Raw genomic sequence first — 25,290 nt, forward strand, 5'->3', positions numbered from 1 at the left:
CTCGTATCAACTTCGTAGGACAAGCGAGAGTTTCTCGGAGTGACGGCGTAGCATCGCTTACATGTTGAACCTGGAGCGCCTGCGCACCCTCGACGCCCTCGCCCGCCACGGCTCGGTCAGCGGCGCGGCCGACGGCCTCCACGTCACCACCTCCGCCGTGTCCCAGCAGATGGCCAAGCTGGAGCGCGAGGTCGGCCAGCCGCTGCTGGCCAAGAACGGGCGCGGGGTCCGGCTCACCGACGCGGGGCGGCTGCTCGCCGATCACGCGGCCCGGATCATCTCCCAGGTGGAGCTCGCCCAGGCCGACGTCGAGGCCCAGCGGGGCTGCGCCGTCGGCGAGCTGCGGATCGGCGCCTTCCCGACCGCCATGCGCGGGCTGCTGCCCCGGGCCCTGTCCGCGCTGCGCGCCGGGCATCCGGACCTGCGGGCCCTGGTGCGCGAGCAGGAGCCCGAGGAGAGCATGGCGGCCGTCGTGCGCGGTGACCTCGACCTGGCCCTGGCGATCGACTGGTACAACAAGCGGATGCCGGTGCCCGCCGAACTCACCCGGACGCACCTGCTGGACGACTCCGTCGACATCGCGGTCCCGGCCGGCCACCGGCTCGCCGGACGGTCCGAGATCTCCCTCGCCGAGTTCGCCGACGACGACTGGATCTCCTGGAACGAGGGGCAGTTCTGTCACGAGTGGCTGGTCTTCACCCTGCGCGGTACGGGCATCGAGCCGCGCATCGCCCACATCGCCGAGGAGCACCACACCCAGCTGGCCTTCGTGGAGGCCGGACTCGGGGTCTGCGTGGCACCCAGGCTGGGCCGCGGCCCGGTGCCCCCGGGGGTACGGCTGCTGCCGGTCTGCGACACCGTACGCCGCCACGTGTACGCCGTCTGGCGCGCGGACGCCGACCGGCGGCCCTCCATTCGCGCCGCCGTCGACGCCCTGCGGGAGGCGGCCGCACGGTAGCGGGCCGCACGGGTCCGGCTCCGGTGCGGCGGGCCCTACAGCTTGCGGAAGTCCCAGGAGACGACCGACTCCGGGGTGAGCCGGATCCAGGCGTGCCGTCCGTCGTGCGGCATCTGCGCGATCCCGAAGTTCTTGACCGGGAAGATCCGCTCGGCCTCCGCCAGGTCGGGGCAGGGCTCGCCCGTGCGCGGGGCCTCGCCCACGAAGACGGCGCTGCCGGACAGTTCCACGCCGCGCAGTTCGTCGTACGCCTCACCCGCGTCCACGACCACCGAGATCCGCGGGTCCTTGCGCAGGTCGGACCAGCGGCGGCTGCGCGTGATCGAGTACAGCCACAGCGAGCTGCCGTCCCAGGCGAACCACAGGGCGCCCACGTGCGGGCGTCCGTCCGGGGAGACCGTCGCCACCCGGCAGGTCTTCTGCTCGCGCAGGAAGGCGTCCACTTCCGCGTCGCTCATCATGATGCGGCGGCCCCGCCGCTGCGTCTCACTCACGCGTGCCTCGTCCATCCGTCCTGCACCCCTTCACATCTGACTGTGTGTCAGGAATCATGAGGGCTCTTCCGTCGCCACGCCAGGGGGAGTCATGCCGGATCTCGATCCCGCCACCACCGCGCTGCTCACCGTCGAGTGCCAGAACGGTGTGGTGGGCGAGGAGAGCGCGCTGCCCGAGCTCGCCAAGGAGGCCCGGGACTCCGGGATGCTGGAGCGGGTGGCCGCGCTGGTCGACGCGGCGCGCGGGGCCGGCGTACAGGTGCTGCACGCGGTCGCCGAGCGGCGGCCGGACGGGCTCGGCGCGAACAGCAACGCGCGGTTGTTCCGGGCCGCCGGGAAGCTGCCCGTACGCCAGCTGACCGGGAGCCCGGCGGTGGAGGTCGCCGCCCCGATCGTCGTGGCCGGGCAGGACCTGGTGGTCCGGCGGCTGCACGGGCTCTCCCCGATGGCCGGGACCGACCTCGACGCCCTGCTGCGCAACCTCGGCATCCGCACCCTCGTCGTCACCGGGGTCTCCTCCAACATCGCGATCCCGAACACCGTCTTCGACGCCGTGAACCTCGGCTACCAGGTCGTGGTCCCGGCCGACGCCATCGCGGGGGTGCCCGCCTCCTGCACCGCCGAGGTGATCCGCAACTCCCTCGCGCTGGTGGCCGCCATCACCACGGCCGAAGCGCTGCTTAAGCAGTGGGCTCCCGCGTCCTGACCCCCGTAACCTGGGCGGATGTTGTCCGAAGTGATCGCGACGCGCTACGTCACGCCCCTGCGTGAGGGCGGCTCGCTCCCGGGAATCGTCGAGGCCGACGACTACGGGACCTACGTCATGAAGTTCACCGGAGCCGGACAGGGCCGCAAGACCCTGGTCGCCGAGGTCATCTGCGGCCGCCTGGCCCAGCGGCTGGGGCTGCGGGTCCCGCGGCTGGTGCAGATGCAGCTCGACCCCGTCATCGGGCTCGGCGAGCCCGACCAGGAGGTCCAGGAGCTGCTCAAGGCCAGCGGCGGGCTCAACCTCGGCATGGACTACCTGCCCGGCTCGATCGGCTTCGACCCGCTCGCGTACCAGGTGGACCCGGTCGAGGCCGGGCGCGTGGTCTGGTTCGACGCCCTGATCAACAACGTCGACCGGTCCTGGCGCAACCCGAACATGCTGGTCTGGCACGGCGACGTCTGGCTCATCGACCACGGCGCCACCATGATCTGGCACCACAACTGGCCCACCGCCGCGGCCGCGGCCGCCAAGCCCTACAACGCCTCCGACCACGTACTGGCCCCCGTGGGCCCGGACATCGCGGCCGCGGCGGCCGCCCTCGCTCCGCTCGTCACCGAGGAGCTCCTCACGGAGGTCGCCGCCGACGTCCCCGACGAGTGGCTGGTCGACGAGCCCGGCTTCGACACCACCGACGCCCTGCGCCGCGCCTATGTGGAGGCACTGCTGCCGCGCGCGGCCACGATCCACGAGAGGATCTCGCTGGAGGCCGAGGTGAAGGCCCCGGCCGGACCGCCCGGCTGGCTCACCGACCACCTGCCCGAATGGCCGCACAAGACCAAGAAGAAGAGCGACGACGAGTGACCAAGCGGGACGTGTTCGAGTACGCGCTGGTGCGTGTGGTGCCCCGGATGGAACGCGGCGAGTGCTTCAACGCCGGCGTGATCGTCTATTGCCGGGCGCACTCCTACGTCGCCGCGCGCACGCACCTCGACGAGGCGAAGCTCCTCGCGCTGGACCCCCGGGCCGATGTGGCCGGTGTACGGGCCGCCCTGCGCGGGGTCGAGGGCGTGTGCGCGGGCGGCGAGTCGGCCGGGCAGGCGGCGGGCGATGACGCGGGGCGCCGGTTCCGCTGGCTGATCGCGCCGCGCAGCACGGTGGTGCAGCCGGGGCCGGTGCACACCGGCCTGACGGCCGATCCCGCCGTGGAGGTGGAGCGGTTGCTGGACCTGCTGGTCCGCTGACCGGGGGTCCCGCCGGTGTGTTCGGGTGCGGCGGCGTTGCGGGGGGCTCCGCCCCCGGGCCCCCGCGCCTCAAACGTCGGCGGGGCTGAATCGGCCCCCGGCGGCTCGAACGCGCCGGCGAGGCCGGGGTGGTCCCCGGCGGGGCTGAATCGGCCTGCCGTTGACACCGGGTGCCAGGGCTCCTAGCGTCTCCTCAGCTGAAGCTACTAAGCGGTTGCTCACCTCTGGGCGGCCGCCTCTCAAGGGCGAGGAGATCCAGCATGTCCACCACCGAGCAGCGCGTCGCGATCGTGACCGGGGCGGCCCGGGGCATCGGCGCGGCCACCGCCGTACGCCTGGCCGCCGAGGGCCGGGCCGTCGCCGTACTCGACCTCGACGAGGCGGCCTGCAAGGACACCGTGGAGGCGATCACGGCGGCCGGCGGCAAGGCCCTCGCGGTCGGCTGCGACGTCTCCGACGGGGCGCAGGTGGAGGCGGCCGTCGCGCGCGTCGCGAGCGAGCTGGGCGCCCCGACCATCCTGGTCAACAACGCGGGCGTGCTGCGCGACAACCTGCTCTTCAAGATGAGCGAGACCGACTGGGACACGGTCATGAACGTGCACCTGCGCGGTGCCTTCCTGATGTCCAAGGCCTGTCAGAAGTACATGGTGGAGGCCAAGTTCGGCCGCATCGTGAACCTCTCCAGCAGCTCGGCGCTCGGCAACCGCGGTCAGGTCAACTACTCCGCCGCCAAGGCCGGCCTGCAGGGCTTCACCAAGACGCTGGCCATCGAGCTCGGCAAGTTCGGCGTCACCGCCAACGCCGTCGCCCCCGGCTTCATCGTCACCGAGATGACCGCCCAGACCGCCGCCCGCGTGGGGATGGGCTTCGAGGACTTCCAGGCGGCCGCGGCCACCCAGATCCCCGTCCAGCGCGTCGGCCGTCCGGACGACATCGCCAACGCCATCGCCTTCTTCACGGGCGAGGCCGCCGGCTTCGTCTCCGGCCAGGTCATGTACGTGGCCGGCGGCCCCCTCAACTGACGAGTCCACGAGAGGCAGGGCGCACGTCATGACGTACAACGGAACGGACAGCGACAAGGTCGCGCTGATCACCGGGGCGAGCCGGGGCATCGGCTACGGCATCGCCGAGGCGCTGCTCGCACGCGGCGACCGGCTCTGCATCACGGGGCGCAACGAGGAGTCCCTCAAGGAGGCCGTCGAGCGGCTCGGGGCGGACCGGGTGATCGGTGTCGCGGGCAAGGCGCACGACGAGGCCCACCAGGCCGTCGCGGTCGAGCGCGCGATGGAGGCCTTCGGCCGCGTCGACTTCCTGATCAACAACGCGGGCACCAATCCGGTCTTCGGGCCGATCGCGGACCTGGACCTCGGAGTCGCGCGCAAGGTGTTCGAGACCAATGTGATCTCGGCGCTCGGCTTCGCCCAGCGGACCTGGCACGCCTGGCAGAAGGACAACGGCGGTGCGATCGTGAACATCGCCTCCATCGCCGGCGTCTCCGCCTCGCCGTTCATCGGCGCGTACGGGATGAGCAAGGCGGCCATGATCAACCTCACCCTCCAGCTCGCCCACGAGATGGCGCCCGGGGTCCGCGTCAACGCCATCGCCCCCGCGGTGGTCAAGACGAAGTTCGCGCAGGCGCTCTACGAGGGCCGGGAACAGGAGGCCGCGGCCGCCTATCCGCTCGGGCGGCTCGGGCTTCCGGAAGACATCGGTGGGGTCGCGGCGTTCCTCACATCCGCACAAGCGGAATGGATGACGGGCCAAACTCTCCTCGTTGACGGAGGGATGTTCCTCAATGCTGGAGTGCATTGACCGATAATCGGACACATTGGCCTCCGAAACAGAGGTAAATGCGTATCGAATATGCACGGAACCGGTCAAGTGCCTCACGAAACCACCCCATTGGATTCGTGAGGCACTGCGGTAGGGTCTGCCGCACCCCTGGCTGATCGAGGAGCGTGCACGTGTTCAACCGGACCAGATGCCTGCAGATCACTGCGGCCCTTGCGTCCATATCCCTGCTCGCCGGATGCGGCCTGCTGTCGGAGGACGACGGCGACGATGCGAAGAGGATCGTCGTCGGTACCACGAGCGCACCGAGCAACCTCGATCCCGCGGCGGCATGGGACGGCTCCTGGGAGCTGTACCGGAACGTCTACCAGACCCTGCTGGCCTTCCCCACGGGCTCCACCAAGCCCCAGCCGGACGCCGCCCAGAGCTGCGAGTTCACGGACGGGGCGAGCCAGGCGTACCGGTGCACCCTGCGCAAGGGCCTGAAGTTCTCGAACGGCGAGCCGCTCGACTCCAAGGCCGTCAAGCACTCCCTGGACCGGATCAGGACCATCGGGTCCAAGGTCGGCCCCAAGGACCTCTTCGGCAGCCTCGACAAGATCGAGACCCCGGACGCGCTGACGGTCGTGTTCCACCTGAAGACCTCGGACGCCACCTTCCCGTACGTCCTCGGCTCGCCCGCCGCCTCGCTGGTCGCGCCCAAGGAGTACCCGGCCGACAAGGTGCGGGAGGACGGCAAGATCACCGGTTCCGGCCCGTACGTGCTCGACTCGTACAAGGACGGCGGCGAGGCCGTCCTCAGCCGCAACGGGAGCTATGCGGGCTTCGCCAACCGCCGCAACAACGGGGTGACCATCCGCTACTTCGCGGACTCCCCGAAGATGGTCGCGGCCCTGAAGGCCAAGGAGATCGACGCCACCTACCGAGGCCTGTCGGCTCCGGAGATCACGGACCTGCAGACCCCCGCCTCGCACGCGCTGGGCGTCCAGGTCGTCGAGAACGTCGGCGCCGAGATCCGCTACCTGGTCTTCAACCCCCAGGACCCGGCGGTCAACAAGCTCGCGGTCCGCCAGGCCATCGCCCAGGTCATCGACCGCGGGACGCTCGTCTCCAAGGTCTACCAGGGCACCGCGGAGCCGCTGTACTCGATGGTCCCCAAGGGGGTCGTCGGCCACAAGACGCCCTTCCACGACAAGTACGGTCCCGCGGACGTCGTCAAGGCCAAGAAGATCCTCCGGGACGCCGGGATCACCCAGCCGGTCGAGCTGACCTTCTGGTACACCACCGACCGCTACGGCTCCTCCACCGCCGACGAGTTCACCGAGCTCAAGCGGCAGCTGGACGAGAGCCTCCTCTTCAAGATCACCCTGCGCAGCCAGCCCTGGAAGGCCTTCCAGGACGGCTACAAGAGCGGTCAGTACCCGGTCTTCGGCCGCGGCTGGTTCCCCGACTTCCCGGACCCGGACAACTTCATCGCGCCGTTCGTCGGCAGGGAGAACGCGGTCGGCACCCCGTACGAGCAGACCGAGATCCTGAACGATCTCCTGCCCAAGACCCGCCGCGAGGGCGACCGCTCGTCCGGAGTCCGCGAGTTCGAGAAGGCGCAGCAGATCTTCGCCGAGGACGTCCGGCTGCTGCCCCTGTGGCAGGGCAAGCTGTACGTCGCCGCACGCGAGGACATCGCGGGCGCCGAGCGGGCGCTGGACCCGCAGACCGCCATGCAGATGTGGGAGCTGTACCGCAAGACCAGCTGGTAGTCGCGGTACCGGGGCGGGCGGCCGCCCCGGGCGGCCGTCGCGTTGTCAGTGGGCCCCGGTAAGTTCTGGAGCAGTTGCACGAACTTGTACCGGAGGTTGTCACCGTGACCCAGATGCTGCCCGAGTCCTGGCTCCCCGTCCTCGGCGGGGAGCTGGACCAGCCCTACTTCAAAGAACTCACCGAGTTCGTCGAGAAGGAACGGGCGAACGGGCCGGTCTACCCGCCCCACGAGCAGGTGTTCGCGGCCCTGGAGGCCACTCCCTTCGACCAGGTGAAGGTGCTCGTCCTCGGCCAGGACCCCTACCACGGCGCCGGCCAGGGTCACGGCCTGTGCTTCTCCGTGCAGCCCGGGGTCAAGACCCCGCCGTCGCTGCGCAACATCTACAAGGAGATGAAGGAGGAGCTCGGCCTGCCGATCCCGGACAACGGGTACCTGATGCCGTGGGCCCGGCAGGGCGTCCTGCTGCTCAACGCGGTGCTCACCGTCCGCGAGGCCGAGCCCAATTCGCACAAGGGCAAGGGCTGGGAGAAGTTCACCGACGCCGTGATCCGCGCGGTGTCCGAGCGCCCCGACCCGGCCGTCTTCGTCCTGTGGGGCGCCTACGCCCAGAAGAAGATCCCGCTGATCGACGAGGAGCGGCACGTCATCGTCAAGGGCGCCCACCCCTCCCCGCTGTCGGCCAAGAAGTTCTTCGGGTCCCGGCCCTTCACGCAGATCGACGAGGCCATCGCGGCCCAGGGCCATGAGCCGATCGACTGGCGGATCCCGGACCTCGGCTGACGCCCCACCGCGCCTCGGCGCCATTGCCGGTACCTCCGGCTAGCTTCTTGATGATCAGACCGGAGCAGGTCTGGCAGAGCAAGCCGGAGGCCGCGTTGACGGAGCAGCAGGAGGCGTCGGAGGACGCCGTCATGACCCGGATCGGCCAGGCGGTCATCCTGCTGCACGCCGGGGACCGCGAGGAGGCCCGCAACCGGCTCGGCGAGATCTGGTCCGAGATCGGTGACGAGGGCGACTCCCTGCACCGGTGCACCCTCGCCCACTACATGGCCGACGCCCAGGACGATCCCGCCGACGAACTGGCCTGGGACCTGAGGGCCCTGACCGCGGCCGACGCGCTGGGAGAGGGACCCGAACCCGGTCCCGATCCCGCCCCGGGTGCGGCTCCCGGCGACGGAGCGCCCGCACGGCGTGAACCACACGCGGCGATGCGCGTGTTCTACCCGTCCCTGCACCTCAGCCTGGCCGCCGACTACGTGAAGCTGCAGCGCCCGGAAGCGGCCCGGGTCCACCTGGCACGGGCCCGCGCGGCCACCGGGGCGCTGTCCGACGACGGGTACGGGAACGGCGTACGGGCGGCCATCGCCCGGCTGGAGCGGCGCCTCGCCACGGAACCGGGCGGGGGGCCCCGGCCGTTCCCCGAACAGTCCCCGTGAATCAGCCTCCCTGGACGCCCGCGCAGATACGGGCCTCCGGGCTGTCCGGGTGCCAGCGGCCGTGCCGGCGGCCCAGCGCGCACACGTCGGCCGGCCGCACCGGCAGCTTCCGGATCAGCTCGCGCTCCACTTGGGCGTCGGGCCGGGAGCGCTGCGGGCGGCCGTCGGGACGCCCGGAGGCCGGTTCGGCGGGCCGGTGCGGCTCCGGGATGTCCGGGACCGGCGGCGCGTCCGGCGCGGACCCGTCGGAGGCACCCCGCGCGGGCTGCCGGGAGGACCGCGGGGCGGGGACGGAGGCCGCGGGCCGCGCGGGCTGCTCCGGGACCGCCCGCAGTGCCTCCAGGGCGGGTGCCTGGACGACCACAGGGGCGGCCCCGGCCCCGGGCCCGGTGCGCGGCTCGTGCCGGGGCGGCACCCCGGCCGCGGGGGCCCCCGCCGGCTGGGCGGGACCGGGGCTCACATTCACACAGCCGGAGACAGCCGAGACGGCACAGGCCACTCCGAGCAGCAGAGTTGTCGTGGTTCGGGTTGGATGCACTCGCGCAACTCTGCTGTGCGAGGACCCCGTTGCGAAAACCCGGAGCCGATATTCACCCCGCACGGGTGACGGCCGATCCGCCGCACACCGCCGCGGACACCACCCCCGGACACCCCCGGACACCGTCCCCGGACACTGCCCCCGTCAGTCGCCCGTCGCGCCGTCGATCTGCTCCCGCAGCAGGTCCGCGTGCCCGTTGTGGCGCGCGTACTCCTCGATCATGTGGGTGTAGACCCAGCGCAGGCTGAACACCTCGCCGCGGTGGTGGCTCTCGGCCTCCGACAGCAGGTCCAGCGAACGGCCCCCGGCGGCCTGGCGCGCCAGCTCGACCTCGGTCTGCCAGACCCGCTCGGCCTCGGCCCAGGTGTCCTTGTCGGTGAGGTGGAAGTCGCCGTCCGGGTCCGCGCTCGTGCAGTACAGCTCGGGAAGGTCCTCGCCGAGCATGATCTCCCGGAACCAGTACCGCTCCACCTCCGCCATGTGCCGTACGAGGCCCAGGAGGCTCAACTCGGAGGGCGCCAACGGCGCGCGGCGCAGCTGCTCGTCCCCGAGCCCCTCGCACTTCCAGACGAGGGTGGAGCGGTGGTAATCGAGCCAGCCGTCGAGCATTTCCCGCTCGTCGGCGGTGGTGGCGGGTTCGCTGCGGTGTGATCCAGAACTGGTGGTCATGGGGGACATCCTCGGCGAACCCGGCCCCCGCCACCAGGGATTAAGCTGCGGGAATCCCACAAGGTACGAACCAGGAGGCTCCCGGTGAAGGTCGGCTGCATCGGACTCGGCGACATCGCGCAGAAGGCGTACCTGCCCGTCCTCACCACGCGCCCGGGCATCGAGCTGCACCTGCAGACCCGCAGTGCCGCCACGCTGGAGCGGGTCGGCGAGATCCACCACGTCCCGGCCGGGCAACGGCACGCCGATCTGGACGCGCTGCTCGCCGAGGGGCTCGACGCGGCCTTCGTGCACGCCCCGACGCCGGCCCACCCCGAGATCGTCGCGCGGCTGCTGGAGGCCGGCGTTCCGACGTACGTGGACAAGCCGCTCGCCTACGAGTACGCGGACTCGCAGCGGCTGGTGGAGCTGGCCGAGGAGCGGGGGGTCTCCCTCGCCGTCGGCTTCAACCGCCGCCACGCGCCCGGCTACGCGCAGTGCGCCGACCACCCGCGCGATCTGATCATCATGCAGAAGAACCGGGTCGGGCTGCCCGAGGACCCGCGCACCCTGGTGCTGGACGACTTCATCCACGTCGTCGACACCCTGCGCTTCCTGCTGCCCGGCGAGGCCGACCACGTCGACGTCCGCGCCGTGGTGCGCGAGGGGCTGATGCACCAGGTGGTGCTCCAGTTGTCCGGTGCCGGTTTCACCGCCCTCGGCGTCATGAACCGTCTGTCCGGCTCCACCGAGGAGATCCTGGAGGTGTCCGGCCGGGACACCAAGCGGCAGGTCGTCAACCTCGCGGAGGTCATCGACCACAAGGGCCAGCCGACCGTGCGGCGCCGCGGGGACTGGGTACCGGTCGCCCGCCAGCGCGGCATCGAGCAGGTCGTGGACCGGTTCCTGGAGTCCGTCGCGGCGGGCAAGGTGCTCAGCGCCCGGGACGCGCTGCTCACCCACGAGCTGTGCGAGCGGGTGGTGAACTCGGCTCTGGAGCAGGCCTCCTGAGCGACCGGATTCCCGCCACCCCGCAGTACGCCGCCAGGGCTGCCAGGGACGCGGCCACCGGCCAGTCCCCGAAGCGGACGTAGAGGGTCGTGCCACGGGCCAGCGGGACCTCGTACACCGCCGCCGCGCTCGCGGAGGTGGGCAGGGCGGCGCCGATCCGCTCGCCGGACGGGCCGTGCACCACGCTGACGCCCGTAAGGGTGGCGTGCACCATCGGGCGGCCGTTCTCGGCCGCCCGCAGCGCGGCCAGCGAGGCGTGCTGGGCCGGGGCCCAGCTGTCCTGGAAGGTGGAGGTCGCCGACTGGGCGATGAGCAGGCCGGCCCCGTCGCGGGTGAGGTGCCTGCTCATGTCGGGGAAGGCCGACTCGAAGCAGACCAGGGGGCCGAGTCGCACGCCCGGGCCGCCGTCGGCCCGCACGGGCAGGTCCATCACCACCGGAGCCTCGCCGCGCACGCGGTCCTCGCCGGCCGCCTTGCCGACCGAAGTGGCCCAGCCGAGCAGCGTCCGGGCCGGTACGTACTCGCCGAAGGGGACGAGCCGCATCTTGTCGTACCGGTCGCCGGTGGGTCCCAGGGGGCCCATGAGCACCGCGCTCTTGTGGATCCCGGGGCGGTCGGCCCGCCGCGCGTCCACGTTCACCAGCAGCGGAGCCCCGACCTCCGCCGACAGCGAAGCCAGCCGCCGGGCCAGGTCCGGGCGGGCCGTCAGGTCCTCGCCGACGCTGCTCTCGCCCCACACCACGAGGTCGACCCGTTGCCCGGCCAGGGTCCGGGTCAGCCGCTCCCCGGCGGCGAACCGCCGCTCCGCGCTGTCCGGGCCGTCCGCCACCAGGCCCGGCTGTACGACGGCCACGCGCAGCCCGCCCGACTCCTCCGGCCGCGCCGCCCACACCCACACCGCCCCCGTCAGTACCGCGCACCCCGTCATCCCCGCCACCGCGGGGAACCGCGCCCCCGGCGCCGCGATCAGCAGCACCAGGACGCAGTTCACCGCCACCACCAGCAGGCTGACCAGCCACACCCCGCCCACCGAAGCCAGCCGCAGCGCGGGCGGCACCTGCCACTGGCTGGCCCCCAGCAGCCCCCACGGCCCGCCCAGCCCCTGCCAGGACCGGGCCAGCTCCGACAGCAGCCACCCCGCCGGTACGAGGACCAGCGCGGCCCCGGCCCGGCCCGCCGTCGGGACCCCGCCGAGCAACTGCCGCACGAGCAGCGCCCAGGGGATCCAGAGCAGCCCCAGCAGCGCGGCCACCGGTATCAGGAACACGTGCAGGCTGGGCAGCAGCCAGTGGTGGACGGCCACGATGAAGGCGGCGCCGCCCAGCCAGCCCTCCAGGGCGGCCCGCCGCCCGGTGGGGGCCGACCGCAACAGCAGCATCCAGGGCGCGAGGGCGACGTAGGCGAACCACCAGAGCGCGGGGGCGGGGAAGGCGAGGGCGGGCAGCGCGCCGGCGGCGGCCGCGGCGGGCCCACGCCACCACCGGCACAGCGAATTCCGCATCGAGACCATGGCGCGCCTCCGCTTCCAGTGTGTGCAGTGCCGGACGACCGGTCCAGGCGGGCCGCGAAGCTCGCCTGGTCACAGCGCTAGACGGCCAGGTGTCGCCACTTCTCGTGCACGGTGACGCGGGTGAGCCGCCAGCCCTCGTAGGTGCGGGCCAGGGCGAAGGCGTAGCGTCCGGCGGCGACGAAGTTGGGCGAGGTGACCGTACCGCCGTCGGCCCCGGCCCCCTCCAGGCGCATCGGATTGAGGAAGTCGGCCCGGACCTCGGCGCTGTCACCGGGCGAACCGCCCAGGTCCTCGAGCCGGATCAGCCGGTTGACGATCAAGTGCTGGCGCACCGGGAAGAGCTTCATGGTCTCCGCGAGCCAGTCCGCGACCTCCCCCACCGGGCCCTCGATCCCGCCCGCCGAGCTGTAGTCGACCCGCCCGCCGGCGGCGAACAGGGCCCGGTACGCGGCCCAGTCGCCGTCGTCGACGGCCACCGCGTAGCCCGTGACCACTTCGTCGATCGCCAGCCGGTCCATTACCGTCGCGAGGTCCACACGCTGAGTCATCGGGTCAGTGTGGGGCTGCGAGGGCGCCAGGCCAAGGGGCGTGCGCCGACCGGATCTTTGCGCGGGCCGGTCAGTGACCGGAACGGCCCTCCCGCTGCCGGACCACGACGAGGAACGCGTCGCTGTCGAGATCCATGACCACCTCGGCCGGCACACCCTCGCGCAGGCGCTGCGCGGCGTACTCCTCGGCGGGCCAGCTCCCCCTCGGACTTCCGGCCGGAAAACGCTCCAGCACCACTCGACCCATGGGACACCCCCTGCTGTTTGCCTTCCGGTCTCTTCAGGCACAACGACGCGAAAGCCGCCCGGGAACGTTCCCGAGCGGCCTTCGGTTCGCGCGAAGCGGTGAGGCGGGGGCGCGCCTACTGCCCGGACTCGCCGGCGTGCGGGCTCAGCACGTCGGTGCCGACGAGGATGAACAGGGCGATGCCGAGCAGGATCCGGTAGATCACGAAGGGCATGAAGCTCTTGCTGGAGATGAACTTCATGAACCACGCGATGACGACGTAGCCGACGAAGAAGGCGATGACCGTCGCGAAGATCGTCGGACCCCAGGAGATGTGACCCGGCTCCTCGACCACGTCCTTGATCTCGAAGGCGCCCGAGGCCAGCACGGCCGGGATGGCGAGGAGGAAGGAGTAGCGGGCCGCCGCCTCGCGGGTGAAGCCCAGCAGCAGACCGCCGGAGATCGTCGCGCCGGACCGGGAGACACCCGGGATCAGGGCCATGGCCTGGCAGAGACCGAAGATCAGGCCGTCCTTGACGCTGAGCTCCTTGAGCGTCTTGCGCTCGCGGATGGCGCGGTGCCGGCCGCCCTCCTCGTCGCGTGCGGCGAGCCGGTCGGCGACGCCGAGCACGATGCCCATCACGATGAGGGTGGTGGCGGTCAGCCGCAGATCGCGGAACGGGCCCTCGATCTGCTCCTTGAAGGTGAGGCCCAGGACACCGATCGGAATCGAGCCGACGATCACCAGCCAGCCCATCTTCGCGTCCTGCTCGGAGCGCAGCGACTTGTCGAAGAGCGAGCGGAACCAGGTGGATACGATCCGCGCGATGTCCTTGCGGAAGTAGATCAGTACGGCGGCCTCGGTGCCGATCTGGGTGATGGCGGTGAAGGCCGCTCCCGGGTCGTGCCAGCCGGCGAACGCCGCGGTCAGCCGCAAGTGGGCGCTGGAGGAGATCGGGAGGAACTCCGTAAGCCCCTGGACGAGACCGAGGATTAGGGATTCGAACCAGCTCATGTCGGGGTGCGCTCGTCCTTGTGATCGTCGGGCAGTTCGCGTCCGATGCTAGGGCCCGTGCGGAGCGCCGCTGACCACTGGGGGGTGCTGGGGCGTCAGTTCGCACGCCGGCGCGCCGGTGCGGGCGGGCGCCAGGCGGTGCCGCTTGCGCCAGGCGACGGCTCCCGCCCCCACCACGGAGACGACGATGAAGCCGAAGGAGACGAGGAAGGCGGGCGATCCGGGGGAGGAGGCGCTGGCCCCCGCGATCACGTACGCCGTCGTGTTCGGGACGACGCCGACCGCCGTGGCGAGCAGGAAGGAACCCCAGCCGCAGCGGGACACCGCCGCGCAGTAGTTGGCCACCACGAAGGGCACCCCGGGAAAGAGCCGGACGGCGAGCATCGAGCGGAAGCCGTGCCGGCTGAGCTGGCCGTCGGCCGCCTCCAGCCAGCGGCCGCGCAGGTACGGGCGCAGCGCCTCCTGGCCCATGATCCGCCCGAGGCCGAAGGCGATCGCGGCGCCGAGCACGGTGCCGGCGACCGCCGCGACGAGGCCGAACTGGGTGCCGAAGACGGCTCCCGCGGCCAGATTGAGCAGGGGGCGCGGCACGAAGGCCGCCGCGCACACGCCGTACGCGGCCGCGAACAGCAGGACCGCGGTGCCCACCGGGAGCCCCGGGGGCCAGCCCTCCGAGAGGATGCGCTGGGGCTCGTACAGCAGCACGCACACGCCGGCCGCCACGAGCAGCACGACGAGCAGCGACAGCCGGGTCCACGGCGCCAGGAGGAGGGACATTCCGGGAGACTAGCCGACCTGTGCGGCGTCGCGCCGTAATCCGGGTCTCATGCGGTCGAACGCCCGGCGACGCCTGCGCGCTCCCGGCGGCCGCTCAACCGTCCTCGGGCGCGCGGAAATTCATTCGACGGCCCCGGGACGGTCCGGCAGGATCAGGGGCATGTCCCGGTTCGCCTTCCTCGCAGCGCCGTCCGCAGTCGCGGACGCGCCGAAGGCTGCCGCGTTCGCAGAAGCACTCCCTGCAGCACTGGCAGGCGCACCTGCCCCCGCCGCATTCGACGGCGCACGAAGCTGACCCTTCCCGGATCGTCCGGCGGACCCCGCAGGGGGAGGGTCGGTTCGGTTCAGGGGTCCCGTTCCAGCTTCGAGCCACGGGAAAGACATCATGGCCAAGACGGCCTTCGTGCGTACCAAGCCGCACCTCAACATCGGCACCATGGGTCACGTCGACCACGGCAAGACCACCCTCACCGCCGCCATCACCAAGGTCCTCGCCGAGCGCGGCGGCGCCTCCTTCGTGCCGTTCGACCGCATCGACCGGGCCCCCGAGGAGGCCCGCCGCGGGATCACCATCAACCTCACGCACGTCGAGTACGAGACCGACACCCGGCACTACGCCCACGTGGACATGCCCGGGCACGCGGACTACATCAAGAACATGGTCACGGGCGCCGCGCAGCTCGACGGGGCGATCCTCGTCGTCTCCGCGCTCGACGGGGTCATGCCACAAACCGCCGAGCACGTGCTCCTCGCCCGGCAGGTCGGCGTCGACCACATCGTGGTGGCGCTCAACAAGGCCGACGCCGGGGACCCCGAGCTGACCGACCTGGTCGAGCTGGAGGTCCGCGAGCTGCTCACCGCGCACGGGTACGGCGGTGACACCGCGCCGGTCGTACGGGTCTCCGGGCTCGGGGCGCTGGAGGGCGACCCGCGGTGGACCGAGGCGATCCAGGCGCTGCTGGACGCGGTGGACACGTACGTGCCCACGCCGGTGCGGTACACGGACGCGCCGTTCCTGCTGCCGGTGGAGAACGTGCTGACCATCACCGGGCGCGGGACCGTCGTGACGGGCGCCGTCGAGCGCGGGAGCGTACGCCTCGGCGACCGCGTCGCGATCCTGGGCGGCGACGGAGAGCCGGCGGAGACGGTGGTCACCGGCCTGGAGACCTTCGGCAAGCCGATGGAGTCCGCCGAGGCCGGGGACAACGTCGCGCTGCTGCTGCGCGGAGTACCGCGCGACGGGGTGCGCCGCGGGCACGTGGTGGCCGCTCCCGGCAGCGTGACGCCGAAGCGGCGCTTCACCGCGCAGGTGTACGTGCTCTCGGGGCGCGAGGGCGGCCGTACGACACCGGTCGCCACCGGCTACCGGCCGCAGTTCTACATCCGCACCGCCGACGTGGTGGGGGACGTGGACCTGGGGGAGGCCGCCGTGGCCCGGCCGGGGGAGACGGTCACGATGACCGTCGAGCTCGGGCGGGACGTCCCGCTGGAGTCGGGGCTCGGCTTCGCGATCCGCGAGGGCGGGCGGACCGTCGGCGCGGGGACGGTGACGGCCGTCCTGGGGTGACCCGGCCGGGCTGATCCGGCCGGATCGCTCGGGACCCCCTGTGGTGACGGCGGGCCGGCTGCGCCAGACTGCCGTCACCACAGGCATGCGCGCAGGCGCGGAGGGGCGGGCGGAGATGGGCGGCGACACGGCACTGGTGCTCGGAGGCGGAGGCCTGACGGGCATCGGCTGGGAGTGCGGAATCCTCTACGGCCTCGCCCGCGCGGGCGTCGACCTCACGACCGCCGACCTGGTCGTCGGCACCTCCGCCGGGTCGGTGGTCGGGGCCCAGCTCACCTCCGGACTGCTCTCCGTGCAGGAGCTGTACGAGCGCCAGCTCGGCGACGCGCGGGGGGAACTCGCCGCGAAAATCGGGGCGGGCGTCATCGCCCGGTACGCCCTCGCGTTGGCACGCTCCCGCACGGCCACGGCCTACCGGCAGCGGGTCGGCGCCCTGGCGCTGGCCGCTGACACCGGCGAGGAGGCGGAGCGGCGCAAGGTGCTCGCGGCCCGGCTCGTCTCCCACGAGTGGCCGCAGCGGCGGCTCGTCGTCACCGCGGTGGACGCGCTGAGCGGTGACTTCAAGGCATTCGACAAGGAAAGCGGGGGCGGGCTCGTCGACGCGGTCTCGGCGAGCTGCGCGGTGCCGGGGGTGTGGCCGCCGGTGACCGTGGACGGACGGAGGTTCATCGACGGAGGCATCCGCTCCGCCACCAACGCCGATCTGGCCGCCGGTTACGCGCGCGTGGTGATCATCGCACCGGTCTCCCTCGGCTCCGGGCTCGTCCCCGCCCCGTCCGCGCAGGCCGCCCGGCTGCGGGAGGCGGGGGCGCGGGTCCTGCTGATCACCCCGTCGACGGCGGCCCGCAAGGCCATAGGGCGCAACGTACTGGACCCCGTCCGGCGGGACCCGGCGGCGCGGGCAGGCCTGGCGCAGGCCGCCGAGCACGCGGCCGAGGCGCAGGCGGTCTGGGCGGGCTGAGCCCGGGCCGACAATGGTGGGGTGAGCGACGAACAGATCCCGGTGATCCGGAACGTGGACCAGGGCACCGCCAAGCTGATGCCGGACGTGGACGGCGAGCGGGCCTGGCTGCTGACCGTCGACGGGGCGCCGCAGTCGTATGTGGACCTGGACGATCCGCAGCACCTGGAATTCGAGTACGTACGCCGCCTCGCGCACGTGCTGGACTGCGCGGCGGAGCCCGGGCGCGCACTGGACCTCCTGCACCTGGGCGGCGGCGCGCTCACGCTGCCGCGCTATGCCGCGGCGACCCGGGCGGGATCCCGGCAGGACGTCGTCGAGTTCGACGCGGGCCTGGTCGAGCTGGTCACCGAGCACCTGCCGCTGCCGGAGGGCTCCGGGGTCACGGTGCACACCGCCGACGCGCGGGCCTGGCTGGAGGCGGCGCCGGCGGGGAGCGCGGACGTGGTGGTGGCCGATGTGTTCGGCGGCTCGCGGGTGCCGGCGCAGCTGACGTCGGTGGAGTACGCGCGGGCGGCGGCGCGGGTGCTGCGGCCCGGCGGGCTGTACGTGGCGAATCTGGCCGACGGGGCGCCGTTCGACTTCCTGCGGTCGCAGCTGGCCAATTTCCGGGTGGCCTTCGCGGAACTGGCGCTGATCGCGGAGCCGGGGGTGTTGCGGGGGCGGCGGTTCGGGAACGCGGTGCTGCTCGCGTCGGACGCTCCGCTGGAGGTGGGCGCGGTGGCTCGGCGGTGCGCGGCCGACGCGTTTCCCGCCAGGGTGGAGTACGGGGACGGGCTGGGCCGGTTCATACGCGGGGCCGTGCCCGTGGCCGACGCGGATGCGGCTCCTTCCCCGGCTCCGCCGGAGGGTGCGTTCAGCCTGGGGTGAGCGGGCCGGGTGCGGCGCCGTTGCCGGGGGCGCTGCCCCCGGACCCTCCCCAGACTCCGTCCGGGGGGACCCCCAGCTGAAAGAGCGCCTCAAACGCCGGCGGGGCTGAAAGATCGCCTCAAACGCCGGCGGGGCTGAAAGATCGCCTCAAACGCCGGCGGGGCTGGGAGTGTGCTCGGCGGGGCTGTCCTTGCGGCGGGTCATGTGGCGGACGTCCGGGATGAGGAGGACCAGGGCGGTGGCCAGGACGACCAGGGCCGCGCAGCCCCACAGGGCCTCGGTGCGGCCGAAGGCCGATTCGGCCGGGCCGGCCAGGGCGGTGGCCAGCGGCAGCATCGAGACCGAGCCGAACCAGTCGTAGGCGGAGACCCGGGAGAACTTCTCCTCCGGGATCTCCTGATGCATCGTCGTCATCCAGCTCACGCCGAACACCTCGATGGCGGCTCCGCTGACGAGCATCACCGCGCACAGCCCCCACACGGGCAGCGGCACCGCCAGCCCCGCCGACGGGAGCGCCAGGGGGAACACGCACAGGGTGCCGACCAGCAGCAGCCGGCGCGGCTTCCACGCCATCATCAGGACGGCCCCGGCGATGGTGCCGACCCCGAAGAAGGCCAGGGCCAGCCCCCAGGGCGCCGCCCCGCCCAGCCGGTCCCGGGCGACCAGCGGACCGTAGACCGCCTCCGCGGCGCCGACGACGGCGACGACGACGGAGAACTGGAGCACGATGCTCCACAGCCAGGGGCGGGTCCGCACCTCCACCCAGCCCTCGCGCAGGTCGGCCAGCAGGCCGCCGCCCGGGGCCCGGTCGGCGGCCCGGCTCACGTCGAGGAAGGCGCGCAGGGCGCCCCCGATCGCGAAGGCCACCGCGTCCACGGCCAGCACCCAGCCCGGGCCCATCACGGCGATCATCGCTCCGCCGAGGGCGGCGCCGCCGATGCCGGCGCCGTTCATCGCCATGCGGAAGAGCGCGAAGGCGCGGTTGGCGTGCTCGCCGGAGACCGTCGACAGCAGCATGCCCTCGGCCGCCGGATTGAAGAACGCCGTACCGGTGCCGCACAGGGCGGTCAGCAGCATCATCTGCCACAGCTGGGGGTCGCCGACGAGGACGAGCACGGCGAAGGCCGCCTGGGAAAGGCAGTTGAGGGCGTTGGCCGCGACCATCACCCGGTGGCGCGGCAGCCGGTCGGCTATCGCGCCACCGACGAGCAGGAAGAGGACGAGCGGCAGCGTGCGGGCGGCGGCGACCAGGCCGAGGTCGCCGGCGGTTCCGCCGGCCTCCTGCACTGCGAAGGCGGCCGCGATGAGCGCTCCGTGGCTGCCGAGGTTCGTGACGACCGCCGCGCCCGTGAGCAGGGTGTAGTTCCGGCCGGCCCAGGCGGGCCGACGAGGGCGTGCGAGGGTCCGGGGCGGTGCGGTGGGGGGAGAGGTCACTCTCGGACTATCGCCGCCCCGGGCCGGGAATCCAAACGGATTGCCGGCCCGGGGGCGGGGGAGGGCGAGATCAGCCGGTGGCGAGCCGGATGGAGCTGAGGATCTTGTCGGAGACGTCGGCCGGAACCTCGTCCTTCATGCCCGCCACGCCGACGATCACGAAGCTGGCGAAGTCACCGACGGCGTTCTTGAAGGCGAAGCCGATCGCCTTGCCGTCCGAGGAGCACTTGTTCACCTTCTTCACGCCCGGAGCGGTCGCGACCACCGTGTGGCCCTTGAGGCCGGAGGCGGTGGTGTACTCCTTCACCTCGCCCACCTTGACCGTTCCCTTGGGCTCGTTCTGCGCGTAGGCCGCCCAGACCCAGGCGGACGTGTTGTCCGACGCCACCTGGGCCGTGTCCTTGGCGCCCTGGGCACCCTTGACACCGGTGTCCGCGAGCGAGAACTTCTCGAGGGTGCCGTCCGCGTTCTTGTCGACGGTGCACCACTCCTCCTTGAGGCTGGCGCTCCCGGACATCGTGATGAGCGGCTTGCCCTCCTTCTCGTCGTGGATGGCGAGGGACACGCCGGGGTCGTGGACGTTCCACTCGGCGGGTACGTCGTAGGCGACGTTGTACTTCGTGTTGACGACGACCTTCCAGCCCGGGATGACGGGCTGCATGCTGCCGCCCGCGCGCGGGTTCGCGCTGCTGCCGGCCGGGGCGGGCGGCTCGGAGACCGGCGCGGAGGAGCTGGCCGCCGGCGGCTTGTCGTTCGCCTCGGTGTTCTTGTCGTCGCGGGTCAGCACGAACGCGCCGGTCGCGGCGGCCGCCACGACGACCGCGGAGGCCGCGACGATGGCCACGGTCTTGGTCGAGTACGGGCTTCCACCGCCGCCTTGCGGGGCCGGGGGCGTCTGCTGGCCCCACGGCTGGGCGGGCGGGGGCGTCTGGTAGCCCTGCTGCGGGTACCCGTAACCGGGCTGCTGCTGGTACGGGTTCGGCTGTCCCGGCTGCTGCTGGTACGGGTTCTGGTGCGCGTCCTGGGGGTTCTGTTCGCCCCCGGGCGGCTGCTGCTGTCCTGGCCACATGGCCGGTAACGATAGTGGGAGCGACCCCCGGGAGCCACGGCCGCCCCCTGTCAGGCTCTGGCCAAGAACATCTACCCACGGGTAACATCGCGTTCCATGAGCGCAGATCAGATGAACGTGGGCGAACTGCTCGCCGCGACCGTGCCGATGGCCCGGACCCTGAACCTCCAGTTCCTGGAGACCACCCCCGAGCGCGCGGTCGTCCGGCTCCCGGACCAGCCCGACTACCACAACCACGTCGGCGGCCCGCACGCCGGCGCCATGTTCACCCTCGCCGAGTCCGCGAGCGGCGCGATCGTCCTCGCCGCCTTCGGCGACCAGCTCTCGCGCGCCGTGCCCCTCGCCGTGCGGGCCGAGATCGGCTACAAGAAGCTCGCCAAGGGCGTCGTGACCGCCACCGCCACCCTCGGCCGCCCGGCGGCGGAGGTCGTCGCCGAACTCGACGCCGGCGGCCGCCCCGAATTCCCGGTCACCATCGCCATCCAGCGCGAGGACGAGGCCGTGACGGGCGAGATGACCGTGGTGTGGACCCTGCGCCCCAACGCGTAGGCGTTCCCGGCCATGACCGGCCATGACCGGCCGGGCATCCCCTAAAGTCCCTTCCACGACGATGGAGGGAGACCCGTGGCCAAGGTCAACATCAGCCTCGACGCCGAGCTCGTGGTGGAAGTGATGGTGCTCGCCGGGGTCGGCTCACCGCAGGACGCGGTGGAGGCCGTCGTACGCGACTACATCGCGCGCGGGCACCGCACCGAGGCGCGGGTCCAGCTCCAGGACGGGCCCCGGCGCAGCGCCGACAGCCCGCCGCCGCTGCCGGAGGGCTGAACCTGGGGGTCCGTGAGGGCGCGTCTCGGCGCGGCGCGCGGGCGCGCGGCGCACAGTGGGTGCGGGAGCGGTCCGGCGCGGGCCGCTCCCGCCGACCACGCCGCAGGGGAGCGCCCATGAGCGAGGCCTTGTCCCGACGTTCCGCGATGCGGCTGCTCGGAGCGGCCGGCGCGGTGGGCACGGTCCTCGGAGCGGGCTCCTGCGCACCCACCGTGCCGACGGGCGCGGGGCTCCGCAAGGCCTCACCGGCCGCGCCGGCCGCCGCCGAGCCCGGGAGCGCAGCCCGGATCGACTCCCTGCTGGAGCGGCTCACCCTCGACGAGAAGACCACCCTGCTCCACGGCGCCCCGGACCCCGCCCCCCTCGGGCAGGCCGGCTACGTACCCGGCGTACCGCACCTGGGCATCCCCGCGCTGCGCCTCGCCGACGGCCCCGCCGGGGTACGGGTCGCCGCACCCGCCACCGCGCTGCCCGCCCCGGTCCTGCTCGCCTCCGCCTTCGACCCGGCGCTGGCGCGCGAGTACGGCAGGGTCCTCGGCCGCGAGGGCCGGGCGCTCGGCCAGGACGTCCTGCTGTCGCCCATGGTCAACCTCATCCGCACCCCGTACGCGGGCCGCAACTTCGAGACCTTCGCCGAGGACCCGCGCCTCACCGCCGACCTGGTCGGCGAGATGATCCGCGGGATCCAGGACGAGGGCCTCATCGCCACCGTCAAGCACTTCGCCCTCAACAACCAGGAACGGGGCCGCGACACCATCGACGTGATCGCCGCCGAGCAGACCCTGCACGAGACCGAGCTACGGGGCTTCGAAGCCGCCGTGGCCGCCGGCGCGGGCGCCGTGATGGGCGCCTACAACAAGGTCAACGGCGTCTACGCCTGCGAGAGCAAGCCGCTGCTCGACGAACTGCTGCGCGGGCACTGGGGGTTCGACGGCTGGGTCATGTCCGACTGGGACGCCGCCCACAGCACCGTCGCCGCCATCGGCGCCGGCCTGGACATGGAGATGCCCGGCGGCACGCACTTCGGCAAGCCGCTGCGCGAGGCGGTGCGCGGCGGCTCCGTGCCGGAGCCCGCCGTCGACCTCGCCGTCCACCGGATCCTCACCACCATGGACCGCTTCGGGCTGCTGGCGGCCCGGCCCGCCGCCCGGCCCGCGCGCGACGCCGCCGCCGGCGCCCGGGTGGCCCGCAAGGTGGCCACCGCCGGGGCGGTGCTGCTGCGCAACGAGCACGGGACCCTGCCGCTGACCGGCGCCGCCGCCCGCTCGATCGCGGTGATCGGACCCACCGGCCAGGTGCCCTTCGTCGGCGGCGGGGGCAGCGCTCACGTGGTCCCCGACGGGGCGGCCGCCCCGCTCAGCGCCATCCGGCGGCGGGCCGGGAACGGCTCCACCGTCCGCTACGCCCTCGGCGAGGACCTGTACGGGCGGCCGCTCCCCGCCACGCTGCTGACCCCGCCCGCCGACCTGGACGACCGGGGCGTGGACCCCGGGCGCGGCTGGAGCCACGAGGGCGCGTTCCGCCTGGCGGCGGACGACGAGTGGACCCTGCTCGTCCACTACACCGGGCAGCGGCCCAGCGTGCGTCTCGACGGGGAGGAACTGTTCCCCGTCCGGCAGGGCGTGGCCGAACACTTCGTGGGCGGACTGCTCGGCTCCGCACCCGACGGAATGACCGTGCGCCGCCGGACCCTGGCCCTGAAGGCGGGCCCCCACCGGCTCGCGGTGAACGCCCAGGGCGGGGCCAAGGGCCAGCGCTTCCGGCTCCGGCACACCACCGGGGCGATCCGGGCGGCGGACCTCGCCGAGGCCGTGAAGACCGCGAAGTCGGCCCGCAGCGTCGTCCTGTTCGCGTACGAGGACGCCACCGAGGGCAGGGACCGGACCTCCCTGGCGCTCCCCGGCGGGCAGGACCAGCTGATCGAGGCGGTGGCCGCCGCGAATCCCCGTACGGCGGTCGTGCTCAACACCTCCTCCAGTACGACCATGCCGTGGCTCTCCCGTACCGGGGCGGTCCTCCAGATGTACTACCCGGGCCAGGAGGGCGCGGGGGCCACCGCCGACATCCTCTTCGGGGACGTGGACCCCGGCGGGCGGCTTACCCAGACCTTCCCGGCCGACGAGCAGGAGACCCCGGTCGGCGGCGACCCGCTGCGCTACCCGGGGGTGGGCGGCCGGCAGGAGTACTCGGAGGGCGTCCACGTCGGGCACCGCTGGTACGACGCGCAGCAGGTGGCTCCGCTGTTCCCCTTCGGGCACGGACTCTCGTACACGACCTGGCACTACGAGGGGCTGACGGTTCGGCCGGGCGCCCCGGACGGGAAACGTGCGGGCCTGCGCGTGGAGTTCACCGTCCGCAACACCGGCCGCCGCAAGGGCACCGAGGTGGCCCAGGTGTACGTCGGCCCCTCCCGCGAGCTGCGGCTCGACCAGCCGGTGCGCGCGCTGGCCGGTTACCGGCGGCTCACCCTGGCGCCGGGCGAGGCGCAGCGGGTCACCGTGGACGTCGACGCACGGGCGCTGTCGTCCTGGGACCCGGAGCAGCGGGCGTGGGTGCTGGGTTCCGGCCGCCGGGAGGTGTTCGCGGGCCGTTCCTCGCGGGAACTGCCACTGAAGTCAAAGGTCGTGGTGGGGAGCCGATAGGCTGCCCGTTCGGCGTGTCACAGGGGTCGCGCCGGCGACGACTCGGGAGGACGTACCGGTGCACATCCAGGAATGGCTGGAGACGATTCCGGCGGTCAGCATCTATCTCCTGGTGGGTCTGGTCATCGGGCTGGAGAGCCTCGGCATCCCGCTGCCGGGAGAGATCATCCTGGTCAGCTCGGCGCTGCTGGCCTCGCAGCACGGGGAGATCGATCCCGTGGTGCTGGCGCTCTGCGCGATCACCGGGGCCATCGTGGGCGACTCGATCGGCTACGCGATCGGCCGCCGGGGCGGCAAGCCGCTGCTGGCGAAGCTGGGCCGGCGCTTCCCGAAGCACTTCGGCCCGGACCAGGTGGCCGTGGCGGAACGCTCCTTCGAGAAGTGGGGCATGTGGGCCGTCTTCTTCGGGCGGTTCGTGGCGCTCCTGCGGATCTTCGCCGGGCCGCTGGCGGGCGTGCTGCAGATGCCGTACTGGCGGTTCCTGATCGCCAACGTCCTCGGCGGGATCCTCTGGGCGGGCGGCACCACCGCCGTCATCTACTCGGTGGGGATCGTCGCGGAGCCGTGGCTCAAGCGGTTCTCCTGGCTGGCGCTCGCGCTCGCCGTGCTGTTCGGGCTCGCGGTCACGCTGGTGATGCGCAGCCGGATGAAGAAGGCGGCGCGGGCGGTGTCCGTGCCCGCCCCGGCCGGGCCGGCCGAGGCGCCGGCTCCGGCGGTCGCCTCGGACTGACCCGGCCCGCCCCGACAGGGGCCCAGGTCCGGACACCCCCTAGGAGCTGTCCGGTCGATCATGTGACCGTCGGTTGATCGGCTCGTTGTTCTGGGCATGGGGCGGGTTGAGCGTGGTGATCTGTCGGATGCGGAGTGGGAACGGCTGCGGCCGTTCCTGCCGGTGAGTAATGGTCGGTGCGGCCGGTGGCGCGATCACCGGCAGGTGATCGACGGGATCCTGCACCGGGTACGGACTGGCATCCAATGGCGGGACCTGCCAGATCGGTTCGGACCATGGAAGACGGTCTACGAGCGCCATCGGCAGTGGTCGGCGAACGGCACCTGGGAACGTCTTCTTCAGCAGGTTCAGGCCGCAGCCGATGCAGCGGGTGAGATCGACTGGGACGTGGCGGTGGACTCCACCATCGTGCGCGCACATCAGCATGCGGCCGGCGCCCGAACCGACCCGCCGCCCGCGTCGGCCGCCTCAAAGGGGGACGAAGCGCCAGAACGTCAGAACGAAACTCCGTGGCAAAGCCTGGTCGGCCGC

General features: G+C 72.6%; 28 protein-coding genes. 18 read left to right on the forward strand and 10 right to left on the reverse strand.

All coding sequences use genetic code 11. From position 1 onward, the window contains the following. Nucleotides 1-61 precede the first annotated feature (61 nt). Complete coding sequence (locus ACZ45T_RS36520; RefSeq protein WP_468448455.1) at nucleotides 62-958, forward strand: LysR substrate-binding domain-containing protein; 897 nt, start codon at nucleotides 62-64, stop codon at nucleotides 956-958. Between the two features lie 35 nt (nucleotides 959-993). On the opposite strand, the gene ACZ45T_RS36525 is transcribed toward ACZ45T_RS36520, so the two are convergent. Beyond that, on the reverse strand, nucleotides 994-1,452 hold the full coding sequence (locus tag ACZ45T_RS36525; RefSeq protein ID WP_468448456.1) for a pyridoxamine 5'-phosphate oxidase family protein: 459 nt from the start codon (nucleotides 1,450-1,452) through the stop codon (nucleotides 994-996). 91 nt (nucleotides 1,453-1,543) lie between these two features. Here ACZ45T_RS36525 and ACZ45T_RS36530 point away from each other — a divergent pair, with 91 nt between their 5' ends. From ACZ45T_RS36530 to ACZ45T_RS36565, 8 genes are all read left to right on the forward strand, one after another. Further along, complete coding sequence (locus tag ACZ45T_RS36530) at nucleotides 1,544-2,158, forward strand: cysteine hydrolase family protein (RefSeq protein ID WP_468448457.1); 615 nt, start codon at nucleotides 1,544-1,546, stop codon at nucleotides 2,156-2,158. Between the two features lie 18 nt (nucleotides 2,159-2,176). Further along, complete coding sequence (locus tag ACZ45T_RS36535; RefSeq protein ID WP_468448458.1) at nucleotides 2,177-3,022, forward strand: HipA family kinase; 846 nt, start codon at nucleotides 2,177-2,179, stop codon at nucleotides 3,020-3,022. Next, the gene (locus ACZ45T_RS36540; protein ID WP_468448459.1) at nucleotides 3,019-3,402 is read left to right on the forward strand and encodes a DUF3037 domain-containing protein; all 384 of its coding nucleotides are present in this window, start codon (nucleotides 3,019-3,021) and stop codon (nucleotides 3,400-3,402) included. Before ACZ45T_RS36535 ends, ACZ45T_RS36540 begins: the two co-directional genes overlap by 4 nt. Before the next feature lie 260 nt (nucleotides 3,403-3,662). After that, nucleotides 3,663-4,424 carry a 3-oxoacyl-ACP reductase FabG gene (gene fabG, locus ACZ45T_RS36545; RefSeq protein ID WP_266610951.1) on the forward strand — a complete coding sequence of 254 codons (762 nt, stop codon included), beginning with the start codon at nucleotides 3,663-3,665 and terminating at the stop codon, nucleotides 4,422-4,424. A 28-nt stretch (nucleotides 4,425-4,452) separates the two neighbouring features. Continuing rightward, the gene (locus ACZ45T_RS36550) at nucleotides 4,453-5,214 is read left to right on the forward strand and encodes an SDR family oxidoreductase (protein WP_468448460.1); all 762 of its coding nucleotides are present in this window, start codon (nucleotides 4,453-4,455) and stop codon (nucleotides 5,212-5,214) included. A 152-nt stretch (nucleotides 5,215-5,366) separates the two neighbouring features. Further along, nucleotides 5,367-6,950, forward strand: coding sequence for an ABC transporter substrate-binding protein (locus ACZ45T_RS36555; RefSeq protein ID WP_468448461.1), 1,584 nt, complete (start codon nucleotides 5,367-5,369; stop codon nucleotides 6,948-6,950). 113 nt (nucleotides 6,951-7,063) lie between these two features. After that, entirely contained in the window at nucleotides 7,064-7,732 is a 669-nt protein-coding gene (locus ACZ45T_RS36560) for a uracil-DNA glycosylase (RefSeq protein ID WP_468448478.1), read from the forward strand. Nucleotides 7,733-7,827: 95 nt separating this feature from the next. Beyond that, complete coding sequence (locus ACZ45T_RS36565; protein WP_468448479.1) at nucleotides 7,828-8,388, forward strand: hypothetical protein; 561 nt, start codon at nucleotides 7,828-7,830, stop codon at nucleotides 8,386-8,388. A 1-nt stretch (nucleotide 8,389) separates the two neighbouring features. Here ACZ45T_RS36565 and ACZ45T_RS36570 read toward each other — a convergent pair whose 3' ends face one another. Together ACZ45T_RS36570 and ACZ45T_RS36575 are read right to left on the reverse strand one after the other, a co-directional pair. Then, nucleotides 8,390-8,926 carry a hypothetical protein gene (locus ACZ45T_RS36570; RefSeq protein WP_468448462.1) on the reverse strand — a complete coding sequence of 179 codons (537 nt, stop codon included), beginning with the start codon at nucleotides 8,924-8,926 and terminating at the stop codon, nucleotides 8,390-8,392. Nucleotides 8,927-9,070: 144 nt separating this feature from the next. Further along, nucleotides 9,071-9,595 carry a DinB family protein gene (locus tag ACZ45T_RS36575; protein ID WP_468448463.1) on the reverse strand — a complete coding sequence of 175 codons (525 nt, stop codon included), beginning with the start codon at nucleotides 9,593-9,595 and terminating at the stop codon, nucleotides 9,071-9,073. 84 nt (nucleotides 9,596-9,679) lie between these two features. Between ACZ45T_RS36575 and ACZ45T_RS36580 the strand changes: the two genes are divergently transcribed. After that, nucleotides 9,680-10,585 carry a Gfo/Idh/MocA family protein gene (locus ACZ45T_RS36580; protein ID WP_468448464.1) on the forward strand — a complete coding sequence of 302 codons (906 nt, stop codon included), beginning with the start codon at nucleotides 9,680-9,682 and terminating at the stop codon, nucleotides 10,583-10,585. Here the strand turns inward: ACZ45T_RS36580 and lnt are convergent. The 5 genes from lnt to ACZ45T_RS36605 form a co-directional block, all read right to left on the reverse strand. Beyond that, nucleotides 10,530-12,095: an apolipoprotein N-acyltransferase gene (gene lnt, locus ACZ45T_RS36585; protein ID WP_468448465.1), complete on the reverse strand. Its 1,566-nt coding sequence runs from the start codon at nucleotides 12,093-12,095 to the stop codon at nucleotides 10,530-10,532. The genes ACZ45T_RS36580 and lnt overlap by 56 nt on opposite strands. A gap of 77 nt (nucleotides 12,096-12,172) precedes the next feature. Further along, nucleotides 12,173-12,643, reverse strand: coding sequence for a nuclear transport factor 2 family protein (locus tag ACZ45T_RS36590; RefSeq protein WP_468448466.1), 471 nt, complete (start codon nucleotides 12,641-12,643; stop codon nucleotides 12,173-12,175). Between the two features lie 70 nt (nucleotides 12,644-12,713). Then, nucleotides 12,714-12,890 carry a hypothetical protein gene (locus ACZ45T_RS36595; RefSeq protein ID WP_468448467.1) on the reverse strand — a complete coding sequence of 59 codons (177 nt, stop codon included), beginning with the start codon at nucleotides 12,888-12,890 and terminating at the stop codon, nucleotides 12,714-12,716. 115 nt (nucleotides 12,891-13,005) lie between these two features. Beyond that, nucleotides 13,006-13,884 (reverse strand): undecaprenyl-diphosphate phosphatase, encoded by an 879-nt coding sequence (locus tag ACZ45T_RS36600; protein WP_468448468.1) that lies wholly within the window; start codon nucleotides 13,882-13,884, stop codon nucleotides 13,006-13,008. 48 nt (nucleotides 13,885-13,932) lie between these two features. Next, nucleotides 13,933-14,661 carry a TVP38/TMEM64 family protein gene (locus ACZ45T_RS36605; protein ID WP_468448469.1) on the reverse strand — a complete coding sequence of 243 codons (729 nt, stop codon included), beginning with the start codon at nucleotides 14,659-14,661 and terminating at the stop codon, nucleotides 13,933-13,935. 385 nt (nucleotides 14,662-15,046) lie between these two features. On the opposite strand from ACZ45T_RS36605, the gene tuf reads away from it, so the two are divergent. The 3 genes from tuf (at nucleotide 15,047) to ACZ45T_RS36620 (ending at nucleotide 18,059) form a co-directional block, all read left to right on the forward strand. Continuing rightward, nucleotides 15,047-16,228 carry an elongation factor Tu gene (tuf, locus tag ACZ45T_RS36610; protein ID WP_468448470.1) on the forward strand — a complete coding sequence of 394 codons (1,182 nt, stop codon included), beginning with the start codon at nucleotides 15,047-15,049 and terminating at the stop codon, nucleotides 16,226-16,228. Between the two features lie 85 nt (nucleotides 16,229-16,313). Further along, nucleotides 16,314-17,189 (forward strand): patatin-like phospholipase family protein, encoded by an 876-nt coding sequence (locus ACZ45T_RS36615; protein ID WP_468448471.1) that lies wholly within the window; start codon nucleotides 16,314-16,316, stop codon nucleotides 17,187-17,189. Between the two features lie 78 nt (nucleotides 17,190-17,267). Further along, nucleotides 17,268-18,059 carry a spermidine synthase gene (locus tag ACZ45T_RS36620; protein ID WP_468448480.1) on the forward strand — a complete coding sequence of 264 codons (792 nt, stop codon included), beginning with the start codon at nucleotides 17,268-17,270 and terminating at the stop codon, nucleotides 18,057-18,059. A 147-nt stretch (nucleotides 18,060-18,206) separates the two neighbouring features. On the opposite strand, the gene ACZ45T_RS36625 is transcribed toward ACZ45T_RS36620, so the two are convergent. Both ACZ45T_RS36625 and ACZ45T_RS36630 read right to left on the reverse strand, forming a co-directional pair. Continuing rightward, nucleotides 18,207-19,493: an MFS transporter gene (locus ACZ45T_RS36625; protein ID WP_468448472.1), complete on the reverse strand. Its 1,287-nt coding sequence runs from the start codon at nucleotides 19,491-19,493 to the stop codon at nucleotides 18,207-18,209. Between the two features lie 70 nt (nucleotides 19,494-19,563). Beyond that, complete coding sequence (locus tag ACZ45T_RS36630; protein WP_468448473.1) at nucleotides 19,564-20,562, reverse strand: DUF8017 domain-containing protein; 999 nt, start codon at nucleotides 20,560-20,562, stop codon at nucleotides 19,564-19,566. A 96-nt stretch (nucleotides 20,563-20,658) separates the two neighbouring features. Between ACZ45T_RS36630 and ACZ45T_RS36635 the strand changes: the two genes are divergently transcribed. From ACZ45T_RS36635 to ACZ45T_RS36655, 5 genes are all read left to right on the forward strand, one after another. Beyond that, nucleotides 20,659-21,111, forward strand: coding sequence for a DUF4442 domain-containing protein (locus ACZ45T_RS36635; protein WP_327363359.1), 453 nt, complete (start codon nucleotides 20,659-20,661; stop codon nucleotides 21,109-21,111). A 75-nt stretch (nucleotides 21,112-21,186) separates the two neighbouring features. Beyond that, entirely contained in the window at nucleotides 21,187-21,387 is a 201-nt protein-coding gene (locus ACZ45T_RS36640; RefSeq protein WP_468448474.1) for a type II toxin-antitoxin system VapB family antitoxin, read from the forward strand. A gap of 116 nt (nucleotides 21,388-21,503) precedes the next feature. Further along, nucleotides 21,504-24,029: a glycoside hydrolase family 3 protein gene (locus ACZ45T_RS36645; protein ID WP_468448475.1), complete on the forward strand. Its 2,526-nt coding sequence runs from the start codon at nucleotides 21,504-21,506 to the stop codon at nucleotides 24,027-24,029. A gap of 58 nt (nucleotides 24,030-24,087) precedes the next feature. Beyond that, complete coding sequence (locus tag ACZ45T_RS36650) at nucleotides 24,088-24,759, forward strand: DedA family protein (protein WP_468448476.1); 672 nt, start codon at nucleotides 24,088-24,090, stop codon at nucleotides 24,757-24,759. 96 nt (nucleotides 24,760-24,855) lie between these two features. Then, a partial coding sequence (locus ACZ45T_RS36655) for an IS5 family transposase (protein ID WP_468448477.1) occupies nucleotides 24,856-25,290 on the forward strand: 435 nt, incomplete at its 3' end.

Source organism: Streptomyces sp. NPDC030995 (genome assembly GCF_055571215.1).

What these genes read in the sequence shown, in the direction of transcription:
- ACZ45T_RS36645 (WP_468448475.1), top strand. Translation starts at nt 21,504, where the DNA reads ATGAGCGAGGCCTTGTCCCGACGTTCCGCGATGCGGCTGCTCGGAGCG.
- ACZ45T_RS36560 (WP_468448478.1), top strand. Translation starts at nt 7,064, where the DNA reads ATGCTGCCCGAGTCCTGGCTCCCCGTCCTCGGCGGGGAGCTGGACCAG.
- ACZ45T_RS36615 (WP_468448471.1), top strand. Translation starts at nt 16,314, where the DNA reads ATGCGCGCAGGCGCGGAGGGGCGGGCGGAGATGGGCGGCGACACGGCA.
- ACZ45T_RS36590 (WP_468448466.1), bottom strand. Translation starts at nt 12,643, where the DNA reads ATGACTCAGCGTGTGGACCTCGCGACGGTAATGGACCGGCTGGCGATC.
- ACZ45T_RS36620 (WP_468448480.1), top strand. Translation starts at nt 17,268, where the DNA reads ATGCCGGACGTGGACGGCGAGCGGGCCTGGCTGCTGACCGTCGACGGG.
- ACZ45T_RS36530 (WP_468448457.1), top strand. Translation starts at nt 1,544, where the DNA reads ATGCCGGATCTCGATCCCGCCACCACCGCGCTGCTCACCGTCGAGTGC.
- fabG (WP_266610951.1), top strand. Translation starts at nt 3,663, where the DNA reads ATGTCCACCACCGAGCAGCGCGTCGCGATCGTGACCGGGGCGGCCCGG.
- lnt (WP_468448465.1), bottom strand. Translation starts at nt 12,095, where the DNA reads ATGGTCTCGATGCGGAATTCGCTGTGCCGGTGGTGGCGTGGGCCCGCC.
- ACZ45T_RS36550 (WP_468448460.1), top strand. Translation starts at nt 4,453, where the DNA reads ATGACGTACAACGGAACGGACAGCGACAAGGTCGCGCTGATCACCGGG.
- ACZ45T_RS36535 (WP_468448458.1), top strand. Translation starts at nt 2,177, where the DNA reads ATGTTGTCCGAAGTGATCGCGACGCGCTACGTCACGCCCCTGCGTGAG.
- ACZ45T_RS36520 (WP_468448455.1), top strand. Translation starts at nt 62, where the DNA reads ATGTTGAACCTGGAGCGCCTGCGCACCCTCGACGCCCTCGCCCGCCAC.
- ACZ45T_RS36635 (WP_327363359.1), top strand. Translation starts at nt 20,659, where the DNA reads ATGAGCGCAGATCAGATGAACGTGGGCGAACTGCTCGCCGCGACCGTG.
- tuf (WP_468448470.1), top strand. Translation starts at nt 15,047, where the DNA reads ATGGCCAAGACGGCCTTCGTGCGTACCAAGCCGCACCTCAACATCGGC.
- ACZ45T_RS36605 (WP_468448469.1), bottom strand. Translation starts at nt 14,661, where the DNA reads ATGTCCCTCCTCCTGGCGCCGTGGACCCGGCTGTCGCTGCTCGTCGTG.
- ACZ45T_RS36600 (WP_468448468.1), bottom strand. Translation starts at nt 13,884, where the DNA reads ATGAGCTGGTTCGAATCCCTAATCCTCGGTCTCGTCCAGGGGCTTACG.
- ACZ45T_RS36630 (WP_468448473.1), bottom strand. Translation starts at nt 20,562, where the DNA reads ATGTGGCCAGGACAGCAGCAGCCGCCCGGGGGCGAACAGAACCCCCAG.
- ACZ45T_RS36575 (WP_468448463.1), bottom strand. Translation starts at nt 9,595, where the DNA reads ATGACCACCAGTTCTGGATCACACCGCAGCGAACCCGCCACCACCGCC.
- ACZ45T_RS36595 (WP_468448467.1), bottom strand. Translation starts at nt 12,890, where the DNA reads ATGGGTCGAGTGGTGCTGGAGCGTTTTCCGGCCGGAAGTCCGAGGGGG.